16 protein-coding genes and 1 tRNA gene are annotated in these 17,896 nt (G+C 50.7%); 10 read left to right on the forward strand and 7 right to left on the reverse strand.

Features of this window, described 5'->3' with window-relative positions; translation table 11 throughout:
• Positions 1 to 6: 6 nt before the first annotated feature.
• From glyQ to hokA, 3 genes are all read left to right on the forward strand, one after another.
• Positions 7 to 918, forward strand: a complete 912-nt coding sequence (gene glyQ, locus ACJHX3_RS11650; protein ID WP_001168544.1) for a glycine--tRNA ligase subunit alpha — start codon at positions 7 to 9, stop codon at positions 916 to 918.
• Between the two features lie 9 nt (positions 919 to 927).
• Positions 928 to 2,997 carry a glycine--tRNA ligase subunit beta gene (gene glyS / locus ACJHX3_RS11655; protein ID WP_024216300.1) on the forward strand — a complete coding sequence of 690 codons (2,070 nt, stop codon included), beginning with the start codon at positions 928 to 930 and terminating at the stop codon, positions 2,995 to 2,997.
• Positions 2,998 to 3,319: 322 nt separating this feature from the next.
• The gene (hokA, locus tag ACJHX3_RS11660; RefSeq protein ID WP_001135732.1) at positions 3,320 to 3,472 is read left to right on the forward strand and encodes a type I toxin-antitoxin system toxin HokA; all 153 of its coding nucleotides are present in this window, start codon (positions 3,320 to 3,322) and stop codon (positions 3,470 to 3,472) included.
• On the opposite strand, the gene ACJHX3_RS11665 is transcribed toward hokA, so the two are convergent.
• The 3 genes from ACJHX3_RS11665 to ACJHX3_RS11675 all read right to left on the reverse strand — a co-directional run bounded on the left by ACJHX3_RS11665 (position 3,449) and on the right by ACJHX3_RS11675 (position 4,443).
• Positions 3,449 to 3,520 carry a hypothetical protein gene (locus ACJHX3_RS11665; RefSeq protein WP_212734239.1) on the reverse strand — a complete coding sequence of 24 codons (72 nt, stop codon included), beginning with the start codon at positions 3,518 to 3,520 and terminating at the stop codon, positions 3,449 to 3,451. The two genes, hokA and ACJHX3_RS11665, sit on opposite strands and share 24 nt — an antisense overlap.
• A gap of 139 nt (positions 3,521 to 3,659) precedes the next feature.
• Entirely contained in the window at positions 3,660 to 3,872 is a 213-nt protein-coding gene (gene cspA, locus ACJHX3_RS11670) for an RNA chaperone/antiterminator CspA (protein ID WP_000014594.1), read from the reverse strand.
• A 280-nt stretch (positions 3,873 to 4,152) separates the two neighbouring features.
• Positions 4,153 to 4,443 (reverse strand): HTH-type transcriptional regulator, encoded by a 291-nt coding sequence (locus ACJHX3_RS11675; protein ID WP_000455798.1) that lies wholly within the window; start codon positions 4,441 to 4,443, stop codon positions 4,153 to 4,155.
• Between the two features lie 433 nt (positions 4,444 to 4,876).
• Here ACJHX3_RS11675 and ACJHX3_RS11680 point away from each other — a divergent pair, with 433 nt between their 5' ends.
• Complete coding sequence (locus ACJHX3_RS11680) at positions 4,877 to 5,587, forward strand: DUF3053 domain-containing protein (RefSeq protein WP_000190516.1); 711 nt, start codon at positions 4,877 to 4,879, stop codon at positions 5,585 to 5,587.
• 49 nt (positions 5,588 to 5,636) lie between these two features.
• Here the strand turns inward: ACJHX3_RS11680 and ghrB are convergent, their stop codons facing one another.
• Entirely contained in the window at positions 5,637 to 6,611 is a 975-nt protein-coding gene (ghrB, locus tag ACJHX3_RS11685; RefSeq protein ID WP_000805027.1) for a glyoxylate/hydroxypyruvate reductase GhrB, read from the reverse strand.
• A gap of 103 nt (positions 6,612 to 6,714) precedes the next feature.
• Complete coding sequence (locus ACJHX3_RS11690; RefSeq protein WP_000747625.1) at positions 6,715 to 7,374, reverse strand: OmpA family lipoprotein; 660 nt, start codon at positions 7,372 to 7,374, stop codon at positions 6,715 to 6,717.
• A gap of 152 nt (positions 7,375 to 7,526) precedes the next feature.
• On the opposite strand from ACJHX3_RS11690, the gene bisC reads away from it, so the two are divergent.
• Complete coding sequence (gene bisC, locus ACJHX3_RS11695; protein ID WP_094308223.1) at positions 7,527 to 9,860, forward strand: biotin sulfoxide reductase; 2,334 nt, start codon at positions 7,527 to 7,529, stop codon at positions 9,858 to 9,860.
• On the opposite strand, the gene ACJHX3_RS11700 is transcribed toward bisC, so the two are convergent.
• The gene (locus ACJHX3_RS11700; RefSeq protein WP_000617470.1) at positions 9,829 to 10,269 is read right to left on the reverse strand and encodes an N-acetyltransferase; all 441 of its coding nucleotides are present in this window, start codon (positions 10,267 to 10,269) and stop codon (positions 9,829 to 9,831) included. The two genes, bisC and ACJHX3_RS11700, sit on opposite strands and share 32 nt — an antisense overlap.
• Positions 10,266 to 10,829: a DNA-3-methyladenine glycosylase I gene (tag, locus tag ACJHX3_RS11705; RefSeq protein WP_000438964.1), complete on the reverse strand. Its 564-nt coding sequence runs from the start codon at positions 10,827 to 10,829 to the stop codon at positions 10,266 to 10,268. Before tag ends, ACJHX3_RS11700 begins: the two co-directional genes overlap by 4 nt.
• Positions 10,830 to 11,025: 196 nt before the next feature.
• Between tag and ACJHX3_RS11710 the strand changes: the two genes are divergently transcribed.
• The 5 genes from ACJHX3_RS11710 to dppA all read left to right on the forward strand — a co-directional run bounded on the left by ACJHX3_RS11710 (position 11,026) and on the right by dppA (position 17,656).
• A complete protein-coding gene (locus ACJHX3_RS11710) occupies positions 11,026 to 11,685 on the forward strand; it encodes an autotransporter outer membrane beta-barrel domain-containing protein (protein ID WP_249540486.1) in 660 nt (219 codons plus the stop codon).
• A gap of 228 nt (positions 11,686 to 11,913) precedes the next feature.
• Positions 11,914 to 13,122 carry an MFS transporter gene (locus ACJHX3_RS11715; protein WP_000189022.1) on the forward strand — a complete coding sequence of 403 codons (1,209 nt, stop codon included), beginning with the start codon at positions 11,914 to 11,916 and terminating at the stop codon, positions 13,120 to 13,122.
• 323 nt (positions 13,123 to 13,445) lie between these two features.
• The gene (eptB, locus tag ACJHX3_RS11720; RefSeq protein ID WP_001269217.1) at positions 13,446 to 15,137 is read left to right on the forward strand and encodes a kdo(2)-lipid A phosphoethanolamine 7''-transferase; all 1,692 of its coding nucleotides are present in this window, start codon (positions 13,446 to 13,448) and stop codon (positions 15,135 to 15,137) included.
• Between the two features lie 91 nt (positions 15,138 to 15,228).
• Positions 15,229 to 15,305: transfer RNA gene (locus ACJHX3_RS11725), tRNA-Pro, on the forward strand.
• A gap of 743 nt (positions 15,306 to 16,048) precedes the next feature.
• Positions 16,049 to 17,656, forward strand: a complete 1,608-nt coding sequence (gene dppA / locus ACJHX3_RS11730) for a dipeptide ABC transporter substrate-binding protein DppA (RefSeq protein ID WP_001222875.1) — start codon at positions 16,049 to 16,051, stop codon at positions 17,654 to 17,656.
• The last annotated feature ends 240 nt before the right edge of the window (positions 17,657 to 17,896 follow it).

Genomic DNA, 17,896 nt, shown 5'->3' on the forward strand with positions numbered 1-17,896 from the left:
AATAATATGCAAAAGTTTGATACCAGGACCTTCCAGGGCTTGATCCTGACCTTACAGGATTACTGGGCTCGCCAGGGCTGCACCATTGTTCAACCATTGGACATGGAAGTCGGCGCGGGAACCTCTCACCCAATGACCTGTCTGCGCGCGCTGGGGCCAGAACCGATGGCGGCTGCTTATGTTCAGCCTTCTCGTCGCCCGACCGATGGTCGCTACGGCGAAAACCCCAACCGTTTACAGCACTACTATCAGTTCCAGGTGGTCATTAAGCCATCGCCGGACAATATTCAGGAGCTGTACCTCGGTTCTCTGAAAGAGCTGGGCATGGACCCGACCATCCACGACATCCGTTTCGTGGAAGATAACTGGGAAAACCCGACGCTGGGTGCCTGGGGACTGGGCTGGGAAGTGTGGCTGAACGGCATGGAAGTGACGCAGTTCACTTACTTCCAGCAGGTTGGTGGTCTGGAGTGTAAACCGGTTACCGGCGAGATCACCTACGGTCTGGAACGTCTGGCAATGTACATTCAGGGCGTAGACAGCGTTTACGACCTGGTCTGGAGCGACGGCCCGCTGGGTAAAACCACCTACGGCGACGTGTTCCATCAGAACGAAGTGGAGCAGTCCACTTACAACTTCGAATACGCGGACGTGGACTTCCTGTTCACCTGCTTCGAGCAGTACGAGAAAGAAGCGCAGCAGCTGCTGGCGCTGGAAAATCCGCTGCCGTTGCCAGCCTACGAGCGTATTCTGAAAGCCGCCCACAGCTTCAACCTGCTGGATGCGCGTAAAGCCATCTCCGTCACTGAGCGTCAGCGCTATATTCTGCGCATTCGCACCCTGACCAAAGCAGTGGCAGAAGCATACTACGCTTCCCGTGAAGCCCTCGGCTTCCCGATGTGCAACAAAGATAAGTAAGAGGCGGCTATGTCTGAGAAAACTTTTCTGGTGGAAATCGGCACTGAAGAGCTGCCACCAAAAGCACTGCGCAGCCTGGCTGAGTCCTTTGCTGCGAACTTTACTGCGGAGCTGGATAACGCTGGCCTCGCACACGGCACCGTTCAATGGTTTGCTGCTCCGCGTCGTCTGGCGCTGAAAGTAGCTAACCTGGCGGAAGCGCAACCGGATCGTGAAATAGAAAAACGCGGCCCGGCAATTGCCCAGGCGTTCGATACCGAAGGTAAACCGAGCAAAGCGGCAGAAGGTTGGGCGCGTGGTTGCGGTATTACCGTTGACCAGGCTGAGCGTCTGACTACCGATAAAGGCGAATGGCTGCTGTATCGCGCCCACGTGAAGGGCGAAAGCACCGAAGCTCTGCTGCCGAATATGGTTGCGACTTCGCTGGCGAAACTGCCGATCCCGAAACTGATGCGTTGGGGTGCAAGCGACGTGCACTTCGTGCGTCCGGTGCACACCGTGACTCTGTTGCTGGGCGACAAAGTCATTCCGGCTACCATTCTGGGTATTCAGTCCGATCGCGTAATTCGCGGCCACCGCTTTATGGGCGAGCCGGAATTTACCATCGACAATGCCGATCAGTATCCGGAAATTCTGCGTGAGCGCGGGAAAGTCATCGCCGATTACGAAGAACGTAAGGCGAAGATTAAAGCCGATGCCGAAGAAGCGGCGCGTAAGATTGGCGGTAACGCTGACTTAAGCGAAAGCCTGCTGGAAGAAGTGGCTTCGCTGGTGGAGTGGCCGGTCGTTCTGACCGCGAAATTTGAAGAGAAATTCCTCGCTGTGCCGTCTGAAGCGCTGGTTTACACCATGAAAGGTGACCAGAAGTACTTCCCGGTGTACGCGAACGACGGCAAACTGCTGCCGAACTTTATCTTCGTTGCCAACATCGAATCGAAAGATCCGCAGCAAATTATCTCTGGTAACGAGAAAGTCGTTCGTCCACGTCTGGCGGATGCCGAGTTCTTCTTCAACACCGACCGTAAAAAACGTCTGGAAGATAATCTGCCGCGTCTGCAAACCGTGCTGTTCCAGCAACAGCTTGGCACACTGCGTGACAAAACTGACCGCATCCAGGCACTGGCTGGCTGGATTGCTGAACAGATTGGCGCTGACGTTAACCACGCAACCCGTGCGGGCCTGCTGTCCAAGTGCGATCTGATGACCAACATGGTCTTCGAGTTCACCGACACCCAGGGCGTTATGGGGATGCACTACGCGCGTCACGATGGCGAAGCGGAAGATGTTGCCGTGGCGCTGAACGAGCAGTATCAGCCGCGCTTTGCCGGTGATGACCTGCCGTCTAATCCGGTAGCCTGTGCGCTGGCGATTGCTGACAAGATGGATACTCTGGCGGGTATCTTCGGTATCGGTCAGCATCCGAAAGGCGACAAAGACCCGTTTGCGTTGCGTCGTGCCGCACTTGGCGTGCTGCGTATTATCGTTGAGAAGAACCTCAACCTTGATCTGCAAACGCTGACCGAAGAAGCGGTGCGTCTGTATGGCGATAAGCTGACTAATGCCAACGTGGTTGATGATGTTATCGACTTTATGCTCGGTCGCTTCCGCGCCTGGTATCAGGACGAAGGTTACACCGTTGACACCATCCAGGCGGTACTGGCGCGTCGTCCGACTCGTCCGGCTGATTTCGATGCCCGAATGAAAGCGGTATCGCACTTCCGTACCCTGGATGCAGCTGCAGCACTGGCGGCGGCGAACAAGCGTGTATCTAACATTCTGGCGAAATCTGACGAAGTGCTGAGCGACCGCGTGAATGCCTCTACTCTGAAAGAGCCGGAAGAAATTAAACTGGCGATGCAGGTTGTGGTGCTACGTGACAAGCTAGAGCCGTACTTTGCTGAAGGTCGTTACCAGGATGCGCTGGTCGAACTGGCTGAGCTGCGTGAACCGGTTGATGCCTTCTTCGATAAAGTGATGGTCATGGTTGATGACAAAGAATTGCGTATCAACCGTTTGACCATGCTGGAGAAACTGCGCGAATTATTCCTGCGCGTTGCGGATATTTCGCTGTTACAGTAATAACGCCGTTATTAAAAAGCCTGCCATCTGGCAGGCTTTTTTTATCGCTAAATAATACAGCAACCTTTAATAATCTTCTGATGAATAAAGATTATCTCATATATTAATTTTATGAGATTTTTTTAGGATTATATCAAGGAGAAGAAACGAACTTATTAAGCTAGAATAGCCACGGGTACTTGAGACTGTTTGTCTCAGGTATTCACCGAAAGGCAGACAGAGAAAAGCCCCACCTGACTATAAATCAAAGTGAGGCCCCTCTATGCATAGACACCATAAGGTTAGCCTCTTACTCGTTGGAAATCAACATAGGGGGCTGGGAATGCCGCAGAAATATAGATTACTTTCTTTAATAGTGATTTGTTTCACGCTTTTATTTTTCACCTGGATGATAAGAGATTCACTGTGTGAATTGCATATTAAACAGGAGAGTTATGAGCTGGCGGCGTTTTTAGCCTGCAAATTGAAAGAGTAAGCGTCTTCGGCGGGAAATTATTCCCGCCTTTCTTACGGTGTTGCGCATTCTCATTGCACCCAAATTTATTCTTCACAAAAATAACACTAGATTCTATTACGCGATCGATTATTTATTTCCTGAAAAACAAATAAAAAAATCCCCGCCAAATGGCAGGGATCTTAGATTCTGTGCTTTTAAGCAGAGATTACAGGCTGGTTACGTTACCAGCTGCCGGGCCTTTAGCGCCGCTTTCGATGGTGAAGGACACTTTCTGACCTTCGTCCAGAGATTTGTAACCATCGTTCTGGATAGCAGAGAAGTGTACGAACACGTCTTTAGAGCCATCGTCAGGAGTGATGAAGCCGAAGCCTTTGTCAGCGTTGAACCATTTTACGATACCAGTCATTTTACCGGACATAGTGTATTACCTTTAATAATTAAGTGTGCCTTTCGGCGATATGGCGTGCTTTACAGATTTTGAAGCGTTAAAGGAATGTGCACTACGAGGGGTATCAACGATAACTCTTGAAGGGACTTGCCTTACTACACTGCTTTAATGGTCTGTACGTCAAACCGTTGATGTGCATTAAGCCACGCATTGGCGGGTGATGCAACAATTATTTTTCATATTTATGATTAATCGGTTGGAAAACGGTCCTGTCATCAGGACCGTAAACAGCAATAAAGTGGATAAAAGTCTATTCCATCAACTGCTTACTTAATGCCGGGTTGGCTTGAATCAAACGCATCAATTTTAGTTCGGCACTTGAAGGCTTCACGCGTCTGGATTCCCATTCCTTTACCATGGCGACTGATACGCCCAAAACCCGGGCGAAATCATCGATTTTTAACCCTGTCCCTTTTCGTAACTGCTCAATTTCGGTACAGGACGTTGTTCTGTGCGTCAGGGTAATTTTCTGCGTTTCATCTTTAAAAACAATCTGTTCCAGGCTGCTCAACAGCTCATGCATTGGATCTTTATATTCCATTGAAAACTCCTCAAATCACACTGCGGGATCGTGAATTGCATCGAAGCTCATTAAGAATAGTCGGGAAAAACAGACACAGCGGGGTGTAGTCAGGGCATGCTCTGGCTATGATTCGATTCAGCCAGTCATTTAGCGTGACTTATAGCCACCTAACGATCTGATAAATGCCGATATATCTCTTACCACTCCCGGTTTGTAAAGATTTCGAAAATCTAACGTTCTGAGAAGGCGTAAATCTCTGGCTACAAAAAAAGCAACGGCACTATCATTTTTTAACAATGAAACAACAAATTAACCTTGTTTCATTTTCTCCATGATTTTACCAGGAAGATTACGTAGAAAGGGTATCCTGCAAGCCTGTCCTGGACTATCCTTGTCACGTCAGACACGCGTGTGTCGTTGTGCGCTTTTTTTGGGTGAAAGGAGTAAGAAAATGGCGACAGGAAAGTCCTGCTCTCGCTGGTTTGCGCCTCTTGCGGCGTTATTAATGGTAGTTAGCCTGAGTGGGTGTTTTGATAAAGAAGGCGATCAGCGTAAAGCGTTTATCGACTTCCTGCAGAATACAGTGATGCGTAGCGGTGAACGTCTACCAACCCTGACTGCCGATCAGAAAAAACAGTTTGGTCCTTTTGTCTCTGATTACGCGATTCTGTATGGTTATTCTCAGCAGGTGAATCAGGCGATGGATTCCGGTCTGCGCCCGGTCGTAGACAGCGTTAACGCAATTCGCGTACCGCAGGATTACGTTACGCAAAGCGGCCCACTGCGTGAAATGAACGGTTCTCTGGGTGTACTGGCGCAACAGCTGCAAAATGCGAAGTTGCAGGCCGATGCTGCGCACTCTGCGCTAAAACAGAGCGATGACCTGAAACCAGTCTTCGATCAGGCATTCACCAAAGTGGTAACGACGCCAGCTGATGCGTTGCAACCGTTGATTCCGGCGGCACAAACTTTCACGCAACAACTGGTGATGGTTGGAGACTACATTGCTCAGCAAGGTACTCAGGTGAGCTTTGTAGCAAATGGCATCCAGTTCCCGACGTCACAGCAGGCAAGTGAATATAACAAACTGATTGCGCCATTACCGGCACAGCATCAGGCGTTTAATCAGGCCTGGACTACAGCAGTTACTGCAACCCAATAAAGAGTAAAAGCCCGGGCGATTATCGGGCTTTACTCCACGCAGTCGCGGCTTAGTCCGCGACGTGCGGATTCACACAGTTCTTCTCAACCTTTCCTTGTAACGCATCAATCAAATTATCCACGGCACAGGCGGCCATGCCATAACGCGTCTCATGGGTGGCAGATCCAATATGCGGTACTGCGACGACGTTGGCCATTGAGAGCAACGGCGAATCTACGGATAGTGGCTCTTGTTCGAAGACATCCAGCCCGGCAGCGTGAATTTCCCCTTTCTGCAATGCAGCAATCAGTGCATTTTCATCAACCACCGGGCCACGTCCGGCATTAATGAAAATGGCGGAGGATTTCATTTTGGCGAATTGTTCTGCGCCAAACAGATGATGCGTTTCATCAGTTAACGGCAGGATCAGGCAAACGAAATCTGACTCTTGTAACAGTGTATCCAAATCGCAGTAGCGGGCGTTGAAGCGTTCTTCTGCTTCTTTATGGTGGCGGCGCGCGTTATAGAGGATGGGCATGTTGAAGCCAAAGTGCGCACGTTGTGCCAGCGCCATGCCGATCCGTCCCATCCCGACAATGCCCAGTGTTTTATGGTGAACGTCAGTGCCATACCAGTCCGGGCCTATGCTCGCGGTCCATTCGCCTGCTTTTACTCGTTCTGCTACCTCCACAACCCGACGAGCGGTAGACAACACCAGCGCCATCAGCGTATCGGCGACGGTTTCTGTTAATACGGTTGGCGTGTGCATCAGCAGAATTTTTCGGGCGGTAAGCGCATCGACATCAAAATTGTCATAGCCTACGGAGATCGTTGATGTGGCACGCAGTTTCGGCATTTTTTCCAGCAATGCGGCATCAACATTCTCGTTTGAACCCAGTAAACCTTCAGCTTCGGCAAAAATTGCTGCATTTTGTTCGACGGTTTGTGGGCTGAGGTTTGCCACCTGGTGAACGGTGAAATGCTCTTGCAGGCGTTGCAGTAAATCATCAGGTAAGGCTTTGTAGAGGATAACGGACGGCTTCATTCTTCTCTCCATTCACTGATAAGGCGATCACCTTAGCCTGAAATATGATGAAGGAAAACTGAAGAATGCCAGGTGATTTTTGCATCACCTGGCATGAAAGGGATTACAGCGGGCTTAAGGTAATTTCTACACGGCGGTTTTGCGCCTTACCTTCTGCGGTGCTGTTGCTGGCGATTGGGTTAGCCGGGCCAAGGCCCTGAGTACGGATGCGGCTGGCGTCCACGCCCTGGGTGATCAACGCGCTGGCAACGGAATCCGCACGCTGCTGGGAGAGACGCATGTTCAGGTCGTGACCACCCGTGCTGTCGGTATAACCAATCACGTTAACCGCCGTTTTCGGATACTCTTTCAGCACCATTGCCACGCCGGTTAGGGTGTTAGCGCCTGCCGGTTTCAGGGTCGCGCTGCTGCTGTCGAAGGTCACATTGTTCGGCATATTGAGGATAATGTTATCCCCGCTGCGGGTTACGCTAACACCAGTGCCACGCATTTTGTCACGCAGCTTCGCTTCCTGCACATCCATGTAATAACCAACGCCGCCGCCCAGAGCTGCACCCGCTGCTGCGCCAATCAGCGCGCCTTTACCGCGATCTTTCTTCGAAGAAGAGAGCGCACCAATACCCGCGCCAACGAGAGAGCCCAGACCTGCGCCGATAGCAGATTTACCTGCTTCGCGTTCGCCGGTGTAAGGGTTAGTTGTGCAGCCAGATACCGCCAGAGCGCCACTCACTACGGCGGCAATAAGATAAACACGTTTCTTCATTGTTAATCCTTAATAACCTTTTTATTCTTTGCCACGGGTTCCGTGGCGGGAGATTATGCCGCGTGAACATGAAGATTATTCCTGGGAATACTCGGAAATTTGTAAGTAATATTTAACTGCTCAATACATCTAACCTTTCAGGAGCCTTCGGTTTGGCCAACTCATCCTCACGATATTCCGTTCTGACTGCCGCCCACTGGGGGCCCATGCTGGTTGAAACCGACGGCGAAACCGTGCTTAGCTCGCGTGGCGCGTTAGCCACAGGAATGGAAAACTCCTTGCAGAGTGCGGTTCGCGACCAGGTTCACAGCAATACGCGGGTACGATTTCCAATGGTGCGCAAAGGCTTTCTTGTGTCACCGGAAAACCCGCAAGGCATTCGCGGGCAGGATGAATTTGTTCGTGTGAGTTGGGATGAGGCGCTGGAGCTTATTCACCAACAACATAAACGTATTCGTGAGGCTTATGGTCCGGCATCGATTTTTGCTGGTTCCTACGGCTGGCGTTCAAACGGCGTGCTGCATAAGGCCTCGACATTATTACAACGCTATATGGCGCTTGCAGGCGGTTATACCGGGCATCTGGGGGATTATTCGACCGGTGCAGCACAGGCGATCATGCCGTATGTCGTGGGGGGCAGCGAAGTTTATCAACAGCAAACCAGTTGGCCGTTGGTGCTGGAACATAGCGATGTCGTGGTGCTGTGGAGTGCTAACCCACTCAATACGCTGAAAATTGCGTGGAATGCATCCGATGAGCAGGGGCTTTCTTACTATTCTGCACTGCGTGACAGTGGGAAAAAGCTGATCTGTATTGATCCAATGCGATCGGAAACCGTCGATTTCTTTGGCAATAAAATGGAGTGGGTGGCACCGCACATGGGCACCGATGTTGCGCTGATGTTGGGGATCGCCCATACGCTGGTGGAAAATGGCTGGCACGACGAAGCGTTTCTGGCACGTTGCACCACAGGTTATGCCGTCTTCGCCTCTTATTTGCTGGGCGAGAGCGACGGAATAGCGAAAACCGCCGAATGGGCGGCAGAGATTTGTGGGGTTAACGCAGAGAAAATCCGCGAACTGGCGGCTATTTTCCACCAAAACACCACCATGCTGATGGCTGGCTGGGGAATGCAGCGCCAACAGTTTGGTGAACAAAAACACTGGATGATCGTCACGTTGGCGGCAATGTTGGGGCAAATCGGCACACCCGGCGGCGGTTTTGGTCTTTCTTACCATTTTGCCAATGGTGGTAACCCCACGCGCCGCGCTGCGGTGCTCTCTTCCATGCAGGGCAGCTTGCCGGGTGGCTGCGATGCGGTAGATAAAATCCCTGTTGCCCGCATTGTTGAAGCACTGGAAAACCCTGGTGGCGCATATCAACATAACGGTATGGACCGACATTTCCCGGATATTCGTTTTATCTGGTGGGCGGGCGGTGCCAACTTTACTCATCATCAGGATACCAATCGCCTGATCCGTGCCTGGCAAAAACCTGAACTGGTGGTTATCTCTGAATGTTTCTGGACGGCGGCGGCGAAACACGCGGATATCGTTCTGCCTGCGACCACCTCGTTTGAGCGTAATGATCTCACCATGACCGGCGATTACAGTAATCAGCATCTGGTGCCGATGAAGCAAGTGGTGCCTCCATGTTATGAAGCGCGTAATGATTTTGATGTCTTTGCCGAGTTGAGTGAACGTTGGGAGAAGGGCGGCTATGCGCGGTTTACGGAAGGAAAAAGTGAGCTGCAATGGCTGGAAACGTTTTATAACGTTGCCCGGCAGCGCGGGGCAAGCCAGCAGGTTGAATTGCCGCCATTTGCTGAGTTCTGGGAAGCCAACCAGTTAATTGAGATGCCGGAAAACCCGGACAGCGAGCGGTTTATTCGCTTCGCCGATTTTCGCCGCGATCCGCAGGCGCATCCATTAAAAACTGCCAGTGGTAAGATTGAAATCTTCTCGCAGCGTATTGCTGATTACGCTTATCCGGATTGCCCTGGGCATCCAATATGGCTGGAGCCGGACGAATGGCAGGGCAATGCCGAACCGGAACAGTTGCAGGTACTTTCTGCTCATCCGGCACATCGTCTGCACAGCCAGCTGAATTACAGTTCTCTGCGCGAATTGTACGCGGTGGCAAACCGTGAGCCTGTCACCATTCATCCTGACGATGCTCAGGCGCGCGGCATACAAGATGGCGATACTGTTCGGCTGTGGAACGCACGCGGGCAAATTCTTGCCGGAGCGGTCATTAGCGAGGGAATTAAACCTGGCGTGATTTGCATTCACGAAGGCGCATGGCCGGATCTGGATTTAACCGCTGACGGTATTTGTAAAAACGGCGCGGTGAATGTATTGACTAAAGACCTCCCCAGCTCGCGGCTGGGGAATGGTTGTGCAGGCAACACGGCTTTGGCATGGCTGGAAAAATACAACGGTCCGGAACTGACACTTACAGCGTTTGAACCACCGGCCAGCTCATAATCCAGGTGGGTAGTTGGGTTTCATCCTGCCATGCGCAGTCGACAATGTGAAAACCCTGCGCATGGTAAAAATCTATCGCCGGTTGATTTTTTTGATAAACCTCCAGCATCAGATGGGGATGGCGCTGCTGCACATACTGCATCAGCGCCTTACCAATACCGCGTCTGACGGCCTTCGGTGCGACAAACATTGCAGCCAGAAATCGGCCTTCCATAATGCTGACAAAACCGAGAAGCTTACCGTCTTCTTCCCAGACCCAGTTTTGCGCGTTGGCAAGATAGGCATCCCGCACCAGCGGAATGCAATCACGCCAGTAATTCGCTTTTATAAAGGGATGCCCCCAGGTTGTACTTTCCAGCCACAGTTCGAGGATCGCGGGGAGTTCTGAACGTTGCGCTTCCCGAATCATGGTTTATTTCCCGGATAGCAACAGCAGCCAACCACATGATCATTTACCAGCCCACATGCCTGCATAAAGGAGTAACAGATTGTGGTACCGACAAACTTAAAACCACGCTTTTTCAGGGCTTTAGATAGAGCGTCGGAGGCGGGCGTAGATGTGGGGATTTCGCTCAATGTTGTGGCTTGTGTCACCTGTGGCTGATGATTTACGAACGACCAAACAAAGTCGGCAAACGGTTCGCCGTTCCGTTCCATTTGCAGGTACGCCCGCGCATTACCAATAATTGCCTGAATTTTCCCGCGATGGCGGATAATCCCGGCGTCCTGTACCAGTCTTTCAACATCCTCTTCCTGCATTGCAGCCACCTTCACCGGATCGAACTGATGAAAGCTGGCGCGATAGTTTTCACGTTTTTTGAGGACGGTGATCCACGATAATCCAGCCTGCTGCCCTTCAAGGCAGATCATTTCGAACAGTTTTTTACTGTCAGTTTCAGGCACGCCCCATTCATTATCATGGTAGGCAATATAAAGCGGGTCCTGACTCACCCAGCCGCAACGTTCCATACTTTCCCTCGCTATGTACCCGATCGTAAAAATTTCAGCCGCTTTTCTTGACGCATCGGTGAAAAAGTCAATATTTAATACAGGGCTACTACGCCCGATATCCTTCATACAATGACAATAATATTGCCGAATTCGGCTCTTCCCTGGAGTCGTGTTAATGATCATAAAAAAAAGCGGTGGTCGCTAGCAGCTAAGCCTGCTGGTGAGCGTGGTAATCAGTGCCTTTTTTCTCAACACAGCTTACGCCTGGCAACAAGAATATATCGTTTATACGCAACCCGGACATTCCACAGAGCGTTACACCTGGGATAGCGATCATCAACCTGATTACAACGATATTTTGTCGCAACGTATTCAAAGTAGCCAAAGGGCGCTGGGACTGGAAGTCAATCTGGCAGAAGAAACCCCTGTGGATGTGACCAGCAGTATGAGTATGGGCTGGAATTTTCCTTTATATGAACAGGTTACAACTGGCCCGGTCGCGGCATTACATTACGATGGCACAACCACCTCGATGTATAACGAGTTTGGCGACAGTACTACCACGCTGACCGATCCGTTATGGCATGCCAGCGTGAGTACTTTAGGCTGGCGTGTTGACTCCCGGCTTGGCGATCTCCGACCCTGGGCGCAAATCAGCTATAACCAGCAATTTGGCGAGAATATCTGGAAGGCGCAATCAGGCCTGAGCCGGATGACGGCGACAAACCAGAACGGCAACTGGCTGGATGTCACCGTAGGCGCTGATATGTTGCTCAATCAAAATATTGCCGCCTATGCGGCGCTATCTCAGGCAGAAAATACCACTAACAATAGCGACTATCTGTATACGATGGGGGTTAGCGCCAGATTTTAACGTAACAGTCACAATTGAAACCATTGAATAACAACGCTTGTGGTGATAGTGGGTGCTAACTCACCAAATAATAAATTTGGTGAATAATTGTCACGTCATTCATTCCTGAACTAAGGCATTTCATTCCGTTCTGATGGCATTTCATGCCGTTTTTCCCCAGGCATAAAGTGCACTTCGTTATGGTTGTCGGCAGAGATTTTTCCTTTTTATTACTGCAGGAATACTGCCATGACACCTTCAAATTATCAGCGTACCCGCTGGCTGACACTCATCGGTACTATCATTACCCAGTTTGCCCTTGGGTCGGTTTATACCTGGAGCCTGTTTAACGGCGCGCTTTCTGCCAAGCTGGATGCGCCGGTAAGCCAGGTCGCTTTCTCTTTCGGCTTGTTAAGTCTGGGGCTGGCAATTTCATCTTCTGTTGCGGGGAAATTACAGGAACGTTTTGGCGTTAAACGCGTCACTATGGCTTCCGGCATTTTGCTGGGATTAGGCTTCTTCCTGACAGCGCATTCTGACAACCTGATGATGCTGTGGTTAAGCGCCGGTGTGCTGGTCGGTCTGGCGGATGGCGCGGGTTACCTGCTGACGCTCTCTAACTGCGTGAAGTGGTTCCCGGAGCGTAAAGGTCTGATCTCCGCGTTCGCTATCGGTTCTTATGGTCTGGGTAGCCTGGGTTTCAAATTTATCGACACGCAGCTGCTGGAAACGGTGGGTCTGGAAAAAACATTTGTGATTTGGGGAGCGATTGCGCTGGTGATGATTGTTTTCGGCGCAACATTAATGAAAGACGCACCAAAACAGGAAGTGAAAACCAGCAATGGTGTGGTGGAGAAAGATTACACGCTGGCAGAGTCGATGCGTAAACCGCAGTACTGGATGTTAGCGGTAATGTTCCTGACTGCCTGCATGAGCGGCCTGTACGTGATTGGGGTAGCGAAAGATATCGCCCAAAGTCTGGCACACCTTGATGTGGTTTCCGCAGCCAATGCAGTCACTGTTATTTCCATCGCCAACCTTTCAGGTCGTCTGGTTCTGGGGATACTGTCTGACAAAATCGCCCGAATCCGTGTTATCACCATTGGTCAGGTGATTTCGCTGGTGGGTATGGCGGCCCTGCTGTTTGCACCATTGAATGCAGTGACGTTCTTTGCAGCGATTGCCTGCGTGGCGTTTAACTTTGGCGGCACCATTACCGTTTTCCCGTCACTGGTCAGTGAGTTCTTCGGCCTCAATAACCTGGCGAAAAACTACGGTGTGATTTATCTCGGTTTCGGTATCGGCAGCATTTGTGGGTCGATTATCGCCTCACTGTTTGGCGGCTTCTATGTGACCTTCTACGTGATTTTCGCCCTGCTGATTCTGTCACTGGCGCTCTCTACGACGATTCGTCAGCCAGAGCAGAAAATGTTGCGTGAGGCGCATGGCTCCCTTTAATCATCTGCCGCGAGCTACTGGGCTTTAGCCTTAGTGTGAATCAAACGCTTCAACGCAATGTATAAACAATGACGCGTAAAATTTGGGCCAGTTAACTGGCCCTTTTTACTGCTTTTTGTAACGCTAAAGTCTCTTTTCAAACTTGCATTTTTGTAAATTTGTGCTTCATGCACACTCTTTCCCCACACTTTTTCCCTTTGCTGTGGTCTACTTATTCGCGCGTGTAGATTTTACTTATCTGACTACCTCCGCACTTTTCCCCTGCCTGGCCTGAAAAGCCACTAAGCAGGGTGTTATCACCTGTTTGTCCAGGGTTTGTTTGCATGAGATACATCAAATCGATTACACAGCAGAAGCTGAGCTTTTTGCTTGCAATCTATATTGGCCTTTTTATGAATGGCGCGGTTTTTTACCGCCGCTTCGGCAGCTATGCGCACGATTTTACCGTCTGGAAAGGCATTTCTGCTGTTGTTGAACTGGCCGCCACCGTACTGGTGACCTTCTTTTTACTACGTCTTCTTTCGCTGTTTGGCCGCCGCAGCTGGCGTATTCTGGCATCGCTGGTTGTGCTCTTTTCCGCCGGTGCCAGCTATTACATGACCTTCCTTAATGTGGTCATTGGTTATGGCATCATCGCTTCCGTCATGACCACCGATATCGACCTGTCAAAAGAAGTTGTTGGTCTGAACCTTATTCTCTGGTTAATCGCCGTTAGTGCATTGCCTCTTATCCTTATCTGGAATAACCGCTGTCGCTACACCTTGCTCCGACAACTGCGAACCCCAGGGCAGCGTATTCGCAGCCTAGCGGTCGTCGTACTGGCGGGTATTATGGTTTGGGCACCGATTCGTTTGCTGGATATCCAGCAGAAGAAAGTGGAGAGGGCGACCGGCGTTGATTTGCCGAGTTATGGCGGTGTCGTAGCGAACTCTTATCTGCCATCAAACTGGCTTTCTGCGTTGGGGCTGTATGCCTGGGCGCGGGTCGATGAATCTTCCGATAATAATTCATTGCTTAATCCGGCGAAGAAATTCACTTATCAGGCACCGCAAAACGTTGATGACACTTATGTCGTGTTTATCATCGGTGAAACCACGCGTTGGGACCATATGGGCATTTTTGGCTATGAGCGTAATACCACGCCGAAGCTGGCCCAGGAGAAAAATCTGGCAGCGTTCCGTGGCTATTCTTGTGACACGGCGACCAAACTTTCTCTGCGTTGCATGTTTGTACGAGAGGGTGGAGCGGAAGATAATCCGCAGCGCACATTAAAAGAACAGAACATTTTCGCGGTGCTGAAGCAGTTAGGATTCAGTTCTGACCTCTACGCTATGCAGAGCGAAATGTGGTTCTACAGCAACACGATGGCGGACAACATTGCTTATCGTGAGCAGATTGGTGCGGAGCCACGTAACCGTGGCAAGCCGGTAGATGATATGTTGCTGGTAGACGAAATGCAGCAATCGCTGGGGCGCAACCCGGATGGTAAGCATCTGATCATTCTGCATACCAAAGGTTCGCACTTTAACTACACCCAGCGTTACCCGCGCAGCTTTGCGCAGTGGAAGCCGGAATGTATTGGTGTTGATAGCGGCTGTACCAAAGCGCAGATGATCAACTCCTATGACAACTCGGTGACCTATGTGGATCACTTTATCTCCAGCGTGATTGATCAGGTTCGCGATAAGAAAGCGATTGTGTTCTACGCAGCTGACCACGGTGAGTCAATTAATGAACGCGAGCACCTGCACGGCACGCCGCGTGAACTGGCACCGCCGGAGCAGTTCCGTGTGCCGATGATGGTCTGGATGTCAGATAAATATCTGGAAAATCCGGTCAATGCGCAAGCATTTGCGCAGCTGAAAAAAGAAGCCGACATGAAAGTGCCACGCCGTCACGTAGAGCTGTACGACACCATCATGGGTTGTCTTGGCTATACTTCACCGGATGGTGGAATTAACGAAAACAACAACTGGTGCCACATCCCGCAGGCAAGAGAGGCGGCGGCTAACTAAGCGGCCTGCTGACTTTCTCGCCGATCAAAAGGCATTTTGCTATTAAGGGATTGACGAGGGCGTATCTGCGCAGTAAGATGCGCCCCGCATTCGGTGATTGGCGCAGCCTGGTAGCGCACTTCGTTCGGGACGAAGGGGTCGGAGGTTCGAATCCTCTATCACCGACCAAATTCGAAAAGCCTGCTCAACGAGCAGGCTTTTTTGCATCTGTAACTCATGAGGAAGAGAACCTCCGGGGGCAGGGAGGTTCGATTCGACGTAGGCCTGATAAGACGCGCCAGCGTCGCATCAGGCAAATGTGCCGGCCCATTGTCGGATGCGGCGTGAACACCTTATTCGACCTACACACCACACATTTCCCTGCCAAATTTGCGCCCCATATCTCACTATCCATTAACGGATTTGTGACAGAAACCATTGTCTTTTTTTATATTTGCTTAAATCTTTTTTTGCGTTACTTATGGCTGGCGCTGGCATTTTCCGCTGTGCGTTTTAGCGTTCATGGTATTAATCGCTCAGATATCCACCTTTTCCTCAGATTTTTTTCACTAAATGCATAAAACTTAATCACCAATTGTTGCTAAATATTAAGCTGATTGTTCTGGTCATGTTGGAGTAGCACAAATTTCTCTGCTGCAAATAGCTGTTTGAAGTTTTTTTAATCTTTGTTTGTGGATTCTCACCGTTGGTGTAAATCCCGGTTGGCTGTATTGACGTTTTCACATTCTGTTGACAGATTGTAGGTCACGAGGGGCATTTTATGGAGGATCCGCACTGTTACACTGATGTTAATTAGTACGGCATCCCCACCTCATAACGTTGACCCGACCGGGCAAAAAACAAAAAAGGTCAGGCGGCGACAACCCACTGCAAAGGGTTAAAACAACAAACATCACAATTGGAGCAGAATAATGCGTATTTCCTTGAAAAAGTCAGGGATGCTGAAGCTTGGTCTCAGCCTGGTGGCTATGACCGTCGCAGCAAGTGTTCAGGCTAAAACTCTGGTTTATTGCTCAGAAGGATCTCCGGAAGGGTTTAACCCGCAGCTGTTTACCTCCGGTACCACCTATGACGCCTCTTCCGTGCCGCTTTATAACCGCCTGGTTGAATTTAAAATCGGCACCACCGAAGTAATCCCGGGCCTCGCTGAAAAGTGGGAAGTCAGCGAAGACGGTAAAACCTATACCTTCCATCTGCGTAAAGGTGTGAAGTGGCACGACAACAAAGAATTCAAACCGACGCGCGAACTGAACGCCGATGACGTGGTGTTCTCGTTCGATCGTCAGAAAAACGCGCAAAACCCGTACCATAAAGTTTCTGGCGGCAGCTACGAATACTTTGAAGGCATGGGCTTGCCGGAGCTGATCAGCGAAGTGAAAAAGGTGGACGACAACACCGTTCAGTTTGTGCTGACTCGACCGGAAGCGCCGTTCCTCGCTGACCTGGCAATGGACTTCGCCTCTATTCTGTCAAAAGAATATGCTGACGCGATGATGAAAGCCGGTACACCGGAAAAACTGGACCTCAACCCAATCGGCACCGGTCCGTTCCAGTTACAGCAGTACCAAAAAGATTCCCGTATCCGCTACAAAGCGTTTGATGGCTACTGGGGCACCAAACCGCAGATCGATACGCTGGTTTTCTCTATTACCCCTGACGCTTCCGTGCGTTACGCTAAATTGCAGAAGAACGAATGCCAGGTGATGCCGTACCCGAACCCGGCAGACATCGCTCGCATGAAGCAGGATAAATCCATCAACCTGATGGAAATGCCGGGGCTTAACGTCGGCTATCTTTCATATAACGTGCAGAAAAAACCACTCGATGACGTGAAAGTTCGCCAGGCTCTGACCTACGCGGTGAACAAAGACGCTATCATCAAAGCGGTTTATCAGGGCGCGGGCGTGGCAGCGAAAAACCTGATCCCGCCAACCATGTGGGGCTATAACGACGACGTTCAGGACTACACCTACGATCCTGAAAAAGCGAAAGCCTTGCTGAAAGAAGCGGGCCTGGAAAAAGGCTTCTCCATCGACCTGTGGGCAATGCCTGTACAACGTCCGTATAACCCGAATGCTCGCCGCATGGCGGAGATGATTCAGGCAGACTGGGCGAAAGTGGGCGTGCAGGCCAAAATCGTCACCTACGAATGGGGTGAGTACCTCAAGCGCGCGAAAGATGGCGAGCATCAGACGGTAATGATGGGCTGGACTGGCGACAACGGGGATCCGGATAACTTCTTCGCCACCCTGTTCAGCTGCGCTGCTTCTGAACAAGGTTCCAACTACTCAAAATGGTGCTACAAACCGTTTGAAGATCTGATTCAACCGGCACGTGCTACTGACGACCACAACAAGCGTATTGAGCTGTATAAGCAAGCACAGGTGGTGATGCACGATCAGGCTCCGGCACTGATCATCGCTCACTCCACCGTGTTTGAACCGGTACGCAAAGAAGTTAAAGGCTATGTGGTTGATCCATTAGGCAAACATCACTTCGAAAATGTCTCTATCGAATAATTAAAAGCCATACAAGACTGATGGCAAATGCAAAACTGCCTGATGCGCTCCGCTTATCAGGCCTACGAAAATTCTGCAATGTATTGAGTTTGCACGATTTTGTAGGTCGGATAAGGCGTTCACGCCGCATCCGGCATGAACAAAGCGCACTTTGTCAACAATCTGCATACCCGGTGGCGCTGCATCTCTGCGTGCAGCGCCATCCGGCAGCAATACTTCATTCCCTGTCCGGCACGGGCG

Source organism: Escherichia sp. WS1265 (assembly GCF_046487585.1).
In the GTDB taxonomy this organism is placed as follows: domain Bacteria; phylum Pseudomonadota; class Gammaproteobacteria; order Enterobacterales; family Enterobacteriaceae; genus Escherichia; species Escherichia coli.